The sequence below is a fragment of the Vibrio sp. V12_P9A6T4 genome, from assembly GCF_963874835.1.
Classification (GTDB): domain Bacteria; phylum Pseudomonadota; class Gammaproteobacteria; order Enterobacterales; family Vibrionaceae; genus Vibrio; species Vibrio anguillarum.
This window is the reverse complement of sequence record NZ_CAWNJO010000035.1, coordinates 61,630-69,147: the sequence shown is the minus strand read 5'-3', so window position 1 is coordinate 69,147 and position 7,518 is coordinate 61,630. Positions and strand designations below refer to the sequence as shown.

The following is a 7,518-nucleotide window of genomic DNA, read 5'->3' as shown; positions in this document are numbered from 1 at the left end:
CTCTCTAGCTGCTCGATATACTGATAGTTCGCCGATCGTTTGGGCACACTAAAAAAACGACCATTTAGGTAAATGTTTTTATAACTTATTTTCTTTAATTTAGGGTCATTTTCAAAAAGATTAAGCCCATGCTGTTCAGAGGTGATAGCAAGATCGATGCGACTAGCCTCTAGCATATTAATAATTTGTTCTACGCTAGTGACAAAACTGATTTTTAATTTGTCTGTATTTTGGTTAAATTGGTCACTATAAAAACTGCCATTGAGTGCACCAATAACAAAACCTCGGCTGACAATTTCATCAAAACTATTTGCATCAATATCCGAGTTCGTCCGAGTAAAATAAAACACCTCTCTTTCACCATACCCCATTAATAATGGGTGAAGAAACTGTTCTCTCTCTTCATCCATAGAGTGCAGAGGAATAAGATCAACTCCACCCTGTGGAGCGACACCAATGGTTCTTGCCCAAGGAACTTTTGTCCAATGGACTTTATGCCCCAACTTAAGAATAACCTGGTTAATCACATCGCCACCAGGGCCTTTACACTCACCATTTTCAAAATAAAGATAGGGCTTTCTATCTCGGCAATGCCCCTCCCACGTAACATTCGCTAAAAGTGGGGCTGACATAAATAGGCTTAAGCAACCAATGATGAATATCCGTATAAACTTTATCATATCGCTTCCTTTAATTAATCAATTAATCCTAATGTTAAATACTTTTAGGAATAACTTAAATATAGTCACTAAGTGGCAATTTTGCTTATATCTCATGAATAACGGCTCATCAATATCATCTAAGAATATACCCAATAGCAAAAATCATCCTGTCATAAAGATAACCTCAGAATATGCTCTTAAAGATGATTAAAATCCCACTAAAGTAATTTTCCCTTGGGCTAACGCCCCCATTTGGCAGGAAAAATCGACCCGTTTATCCGCTTCTTTGGCAAATAGGGTTTCGAGCTTTTCAAATGATTGAGGGATAAAACTGATATTTTTTAACTTCAAGCTTTTGCGGGTTTGATTATCAAGAAACGCTAATGCGGAAGCACTTAACACTTTCTGGCAAGTATCGAGAATATCTTTACTGACCATTTTGCTGTGTACCGCTTGTTGTAGTTGCTCTTTGGTAATGCTGGGGTTGCCTTTAGCAAAGACACAAACGGCGTAGATATCAAGCAGTGCCACCGCGCGCGGCTTTTGCGTTTCGCCATCTTCATAGACTGCCATCAAACAAGGAATTTTGCTCTCATCAAACGATTGGCGACGAATATTATTCAGCACGATATCAGCACCTACCGCTCTTTTTAGCAGCTTCTCTAGCTGCGAAAGCTTTGGTAAAGCCAACTCATCTTGCAGCTCAACCATTTCATCTAATTCAATGCAGCTCTCTTCCGCTCCTTGCACTAAAGGAAGCAACTTTTGGTGCAGTTCACCATCGTCAAACGGTTTCGATAACACAAACGACGCTCCAGCTTCAAGCGCCTGTTTGATTTGTTGCTCATCGGCCACAGTGGTGAGCATCGCCACTTTTATCCCGAGCTTACGTTTGGTTATCGCTTGTGTCAGCTCCAGCCCCGTCATACCGGGCATATGCCAATCTGTTAAGACAATATCCGGCTGCCAACTGCCAATCAGCTTGAGTGCGGCCTTACCATTGTCTGCCTTTTGAATGGACAAACGTCGGTAGCCAAACGCCTCTAAGGCTCGTCTGACTATTTCAAGTGTCGCTTTACTGTCATCAACAATGAGAATCTTCACAGCATATTTTTCTATGACCTAACTTGTTCAAAGTATAGGCACATTTTTTTACAACAACTAAACTTACCTGAAAATACAGCAACAAAAGTGGGTTTATGTGATGCCAATACAAGAGTTCCTCACCGAAAAGGTTTTATCGCTCTTAGCGATCGATCTCGGGCTTATTATCTTGTTGGCTTGGTTTTTTATCCTACTGCTGATCCTGCGTGAATTTAGGAAATTTGCGCATGGTTTTACTCGTAATAAAAGTGATAACGATGAAGACACGCTTCATTTATGCCAACAATCCGTTGAAAATGCGTTGAACTACACCGCAGAGCATAGCTCGACTCTGAATGATTTAATCATCATTCAAAAAGCGCTCGAGCAACAGGTTTCTCTCATCAAAAATTCCTCTTCTCAGGGCATTAGTGCCGAAGATCAGGCTTCAATTGATGAGCTCAATGAGAAATTGAGTAAATCGCATAAGTTGATCCGCAAACTGAAAGGCGATCTCGATAAAAGTGTGAAAGGGCTACGAGTGACTCGTAAAAAGCTCTTTGCTCAAACTGATACCGTTGACAGTTTGAAAGAAGAAAAAGCCACCATCGAAAAAGAGTTTGAACAGTTAGAAGCGGAATACATCAAGATCAGTAAAGCGGGTGATTTCTACGAAATGGCAAAAAATTATCAAGCCGAGAAAAAAGAACTACTAGAGACCATTGAGAAATACAAAGAGCAAGCCAAACAAGGTGGCACTTCTGTCGATGTCGAAGCGATGAAAAAACAGTTGTATCACATCAGTAAAGAGAAAGATTTTATCGAACAACGCTATCTACAATTACTCGAAGAGGGAAAGAAAGAGTAGCACTGCCGCCATTTCTGACGGCAAACTGAGAGACTTATTTAACGCAAATCACATTGAGTAATGAGGAACCTTTCAGTTGGCTGACTTTTCCGTTGGTAAAAAGCCCTTTTTGCGACCATCCCCAATAAGGTAAGTGCATTGGCCATTGGTTACTGTCCATCTGTTTTGAATCCAAAAGGCGTTGCCACTCCTCTTCCGTTACCAAGCGCATCGCCATTTGTTGGCAGGTTTTTTCTGCCACCTCATAGTTTAGGCGGCTCCATGCTAGGCCATGTTCCATATAGAACTGTTCATCACTCGAACGTAAATGAGGCACCACAAACTGCAAACCGTTTGCGGTGGTGCTCAAACGAATTTCAACCGCTGGCGGAACATTAAGAGCTGGCGCTTTGGTTGATGGTTTCGTTGATAATGGCGAACTCGCCATTTCCACTTGTGGTTTAGGTAAAGACTTTTTGGTGATTTGTTTTGCGGCAGACGTTGCTTGAGCGGAAGTTGTCTTTTTTATCGGCGAGCTCGACTGCGCGCGCCCTTTGACAACCTCACGAATGAAAGCTTCTTTGTAACCGGGGATTTGCTGGATAAGAGGCAGTTCTTTTTTTACTTGCTCATAATCAGTATAAGGACCGATTAAGCAACGATACGTTTTCGCTTCTGGTTTTAGCCATACATCGGTAGAAATATGGGTATAAAACGCTTTGGCTTTCAGCAAAGATAATGGCTTATTTAACACACCACACTGAATCCAAAAAGTGGATGATTGCCCTTTGGGCTTTTTCTTTCCCCATAAACCTTGCCCTATTGGGCATGCTTTATCAAGAATGGGCAGCTGATCGACAGAAGCTTGAGTCGCATCACAAAGAAAATCGTCCGCCCAAGCGGGTTGAAATAAAGCCAGCGACGCCAACACCGTTAGGCTTGATGTCACACACAGGGTCGTTTTCCGCATCAGGGTCATCATATTGAGTCCATATACTTGCTTAATAGTAGTGACAACATTACCGATTCAATGTTCCCTAGTTCAATGGATTTGGATTGGGTATAACAAAAATACTAGCAAAAAAAGAGCCGCATTTGACGGCGGCTTTTAGTTTAGGGATTTTCTTTAGCAAAAATCAATTGCCACATCACCCTTTGTAAATTTTTGGGTTAAAAACATCGCGTAGCCAGTCACCCAACAGATTGATCACCAACACTAATGTGACGAGTACAAAACCAGGGAAAGCCGTAATCCACCAAGCGCCAGAGAAGATGTAGTTAAAGCCCATGCTAATCAAAGCACCCAATGATGGCTGATCGACTGGCAAACCTAAGCCTAGGAAAGAGAGTGCCGCTTCAGACATGATCGCATTGGCAATTTGTACAGTTGAGATAACCAAAATAGGCGATAAACAGTTAGGTAAAATATGGCGAAACATGATGCGTGGCGATTTAAAACCCATCACACGAGCCGCTTCCACATACTCTTTTTTCTTCTCGGCGAGCACTGACGCACGAATTGTCCGCGCGTATTGTGGCCACTCAGCCACGCCAATAATCACCACCAGCATCACAACCGCATACTGACTATAAAATTCACTCCCAAAACTGGCTTTGAAAATTGCCGAAACAATGATCGCCACCATCATGGTTGAAAACGATAGCTGTACATCGGCAAAGCGCATCAAAAAGCTATCAATACGCCCACCAAAGTAGCCAGCGGAAAGGCCAATCACGATACCAAGTAGCAACTGTAAACCGACCGCCAAAAAGCCAATCGTCAGTGATAGACGCGAACCATACAGTATGGTCGACAAAATATCGCGCCCTTGCTCATCCGTGCCGAGAACAAAGCGCTCATCAGCTCCGTCCATCCAAGAGGGAGGTAATTCTGCATCCATCAGATCAATCGATGATAGGTCGTACGGGTTACTGGGGGCAATGAGTGGCGCAGCGACAGACAAAGTTAAGAATACCAAAAAGATGACGAAGCTGGTCATCGCCACTTTATCACGCAAGAAATAGTACAAAAAATCAGACTGTTTAAAACGCTCCCAACGAGATGGAGCAGCAGCAAATTGGCTCATGATTAAGCTCCTTTTCCAGTAAGGTTCACAGTCGGGTTAATCAGACCGTATAACAGATCGACAATGGTGTTGGTGACAACGAAAATCAGGCCAACGAATATGACGTAAGCGGTGATCAGCGGAGTATCAACTCGGTTGATCGCTTCAAGGAAAAGAAAGCCCGTACCCGGCCACTGAAAAACAGTCTCGGTTAAGATGGTGTAGGCCACCATAGTCCCAATTTGTACACCGCCGACGGTTAGCACCGGTAACATGGTATTTTTAAGGGCATGTTGGTAGTAAATTTTGTTCAATGCCAAGCCTTTAGCTTTAGCAAATTTGATGTATTCCGAGCTCAGCACTTCCAACATTTCAGAACGAACTAAACGAATAAACAGCGGCAGCATGATCGACGCCAGTGAAACACAAGGCAGCACCAAGTGTGCTAAGCCATCAGCCGTGAAAAAGCCAGATTCCCAACCCAACCAATTGGCGGTTTCCCCTCGTCCATACGATGGTAACCAACCTAACGTGATCGAGAAAACGTACATCAACATAATCGCAGTTAAGAACACTGGGATAGAAATACCAATACTGCTGCCCGCCATCACCACTTTGGTAAAGAAGCTTTTGGGATGAATGGCTGTGTAAACCCCTAATGGAATGGAACAGACAATGATGATTACAGTCGCACCGAGCACAAGCTCTAACGTTGCGATTAATTTATCGAGAATAACGTCTACCGCAGGACGTTTGAAAAAGTAAGACGTGCCTAAATCACCCTGCACCGCGGCCGTAATAAAACGAGTATATTTGGAAATGAAAGGATCATTCAGTCCAAGTTCATCGCGCAGCGCTTGGCGCTCGCTTTCTGAAACAGACTGCCCAACAAGCTCACGCAATGGGTCGCCTAAGTTATCCTGAATGGCAAACGCCACCAGACTGATCACAAACATCACTATCAGTGCCTGAAACAGGCGCTTGACCAGAAACGAAAACATTCCTTGCCCCTTAAACTATCCATGATGGTTCTTTTTAAAATTGAATTAACTTTAATAGGAACGAAAAAATTCAGCCTAAAAAATGACACTCGACCCGACTGAAATAAAGCAAAGTGCGGAGATCTTAATAAGGCATCCAAGCGGATGCCTTGAGTGACTTAAGCGCCGCCCACATCACATGAGCGGCCAACTTAAGTAATTACTCGCTAACGACTAGGTCGCCGAAATAAGGGAATTCCATCGCGTTAACAATCGGTTTGATATCTAAAGTAGATTTCGCACCCCACGCTAGGTTTTGCCAATGCAGTGGAACAAATGCTGCGTCGTTGTACAAAGTCACTTCGACTTTTTGCAGCATCTGTGCACGTTTCGCAGGATCGGTTTCTACGTTTGCCGCTTCAACCAACTTATCCACTTCTGGATTTGAGTAGTGACCACAGTTGTACTGGCCTTTACCACTCTCTTCGTTACGTGTCATGGTTAAGAACTCGGTGAAGTTTGCTGAGTCTTCAGTATCTGAGTGCCAGCCAATCATTAACAGATCCGCGGCGCACTTATCAAACTCAGGCCAATATTGCGCTTTTGGCATGGTTTTAAGATCAACCTTAATACCAATTTTCGACAACATCGCCGCTGCAGCTTGTGCGACTTTCGCATCGTTCACATAACGGTTGTTTGGCGCGATCATGGTGAGCGTCAGCCCTTTCTCATAACCAGCCTCTTTCATCAGCTCTTTCGCTTTTTTCAAATCAAAACGAGGCACAAGGTTCGCGTCATAACCAGAATAACCCGCTGGGCCTTGTTGGCCAGCTGCTGTCGCAAAACCTTTCATGATTTTGTCAACGATACCTTGGTTGTTGATGGCGTGAACAATGGCTTGACGCACACGAACATCTTTCAGTGCTTCATTGCTGTTTTGGTTCATTTGGAAGGTGATGATGCGCGTACCCGGTAAGGTCACAAGATCAATACCTTTGGCTTCTTCCACACGTTTATGATCGTTTGGCGCAACAGGTGCAATCATATCCACATCACCCGAAAGGAGCGCCGCAACACGAGTGGCATCTTCTTTAATCGGTACTAAGGTCAGTTTGTCTACGTTGCCTTTTGATGCGCTATCCCAATAATTTTTAAAGCGTTCAAATTCCACTTTTACGCCTTGTTCGCGGAAAGTCACTCTAAATGGGCCAGTACCAGAAACGTTGGTCGAAGCAAACGAGTTGCCGTGCTTCACAATTTCAGATTTCTCTTTACCATCAGCCGCTTTGCCCGAATAGAACTTGCTGTCCATAGGGAAGATGTAGGTTGCGGTTTGCAGAACCAGAGGATAAGCGCCTTTGGATACGATCTCGACGGTGTAATCATCTACTTTGACCATCTTTTCATACGGTTCAAAAATAGCTTTGAAATCAGGAGAATCTTGTAAACGATCGAACGTCCAGACCACATCGTCTGCCGTCATTTCGTTACCAGAATGGAATTTTACCCCTTTGCGCAGCATAAAACGGAACGTTGTATCATTGACACGTTCCCATTTCTCAGCAAGGCGAGGTTCAAAATCAAATGTCTGGGTGTAACGAACGAGAGGATCAAACACCATGTGAGACATTTGTAGCGTACCACCAGATAGCTGCTCATGCGGGTCAAGTGACACTGGGTCAGCATCATAAGCGACGGTAATATTGGCCGCGCTAGCTGCAAAGCTTAAGCCTGCCGCCATCAAAGCTACTGTTAGTTTGCTTTTCATGGTTTTCATTGCATAACTCCTTATGCGGGAATCCAAATCCCTAGTTGTTGTAATTGCTTCTGTTTATTCATTCCAAGCACGCTTGGTCATGATATCTCTATCTGTAACTTTT

7 protein-coding genes are annotated in these 7,518 nt (G+C 43.7%); 1 reads left to right on the top strand and 6 read right to left on the bottom strand.

Annotated features, from left to right (window positions below; translation table 11 throughout):
* The coding region (locus AACQ42_RS03520) for a substrate-binding periplasmic protein (RefSeq protein WP_094166297.1) at positions 1 to 680 on the bottom strand (680 nt) is incomplete at its 3' end.
* 189 nt (positions 681 to 869) lie between these two features.
* Positions 870 to 1,766: a response regulator gene (locus tag AACQ42_RS03515; protein WP_017046676.1), complete on the bottom strand. Its 897-nt coding sequence runs from the start codon at positions 1,764 to 1,766 to the stop codon at positions 870 to 872.
* 97 nt (positions 1,767 to 1,863) lie between these two features.
* On the opposite strand from AACQ42_RS03515, the gene AACQ42_RS03510 reads away from it, so the two are divergent.
* Positions 1,864 to 2,613, top strand: a complete 750-nt coding sequence (locus AACQ42_RS03510; RefSeq protein ID WP_094166296.1) for a chromosome partitioning protein ParA — start codon at positions 1,864 to 1,866, stop codon at positions 2,611 to 2,613.
* 34 nt (positions 2,614 to 2,647) lie between these two features.
* On the opposite strand, the gene AACQ42_RS03505 is transcribed toward AACQ42_RS03510, so the two are convergent.
* The 4 genes from AACQ42_RS03505 to AACQ42_RS03490 form a co-directional block, all read right to left on the bottom strand.
* Entirely contained in the window at positions 2,648 to 3,574 is a 927-nt protein-coding gene (locus tag AACQ42_RS03505) for an SPOR domain-containing protein (RefSeq protein ID WP_094166295.1), read from the bottom strand.
* A 166-nt stretch (positions 3,575 to 3,740) separates the two neighbouring features.
* Complete coding sequence (locus AACQ42_RS03500) at positions 3,741 to 4,679, bottom strand: ABC transporter permease (RefSeq protein ID WP_010319654.1); 939 nt, start codon at positions 4,677 to 4,679, stop codon at positions 3,741 to 3,743.
* 2 nt (positions 4,680 to 4,681) lie between these two features.
* A complete protein-coding gene (locus AACQ42_RS03495) occupies positions 4,682 to 5,659 on the bottom strand; it encodes an ABC transporter permease (RefSeq protein ID WP_088729278.1) in 978 nt (325 codons plus the stop codon).
* 199 nt (positions 5,660 to 5,858) lie between these two features.
* A complete protein-coding gene (locus tag AACQ42_RS03490; RefSeq protein ID WP_094166294.1) occupies positions 5,859 to 7,415 on the bottom strand; it encodes an ABC transporter substrate-binding protein in 1,557 nt (518 codons plus the stop codon).
* Positions 7,416 to 7,518: the final 103 nt, after the last annotated feature.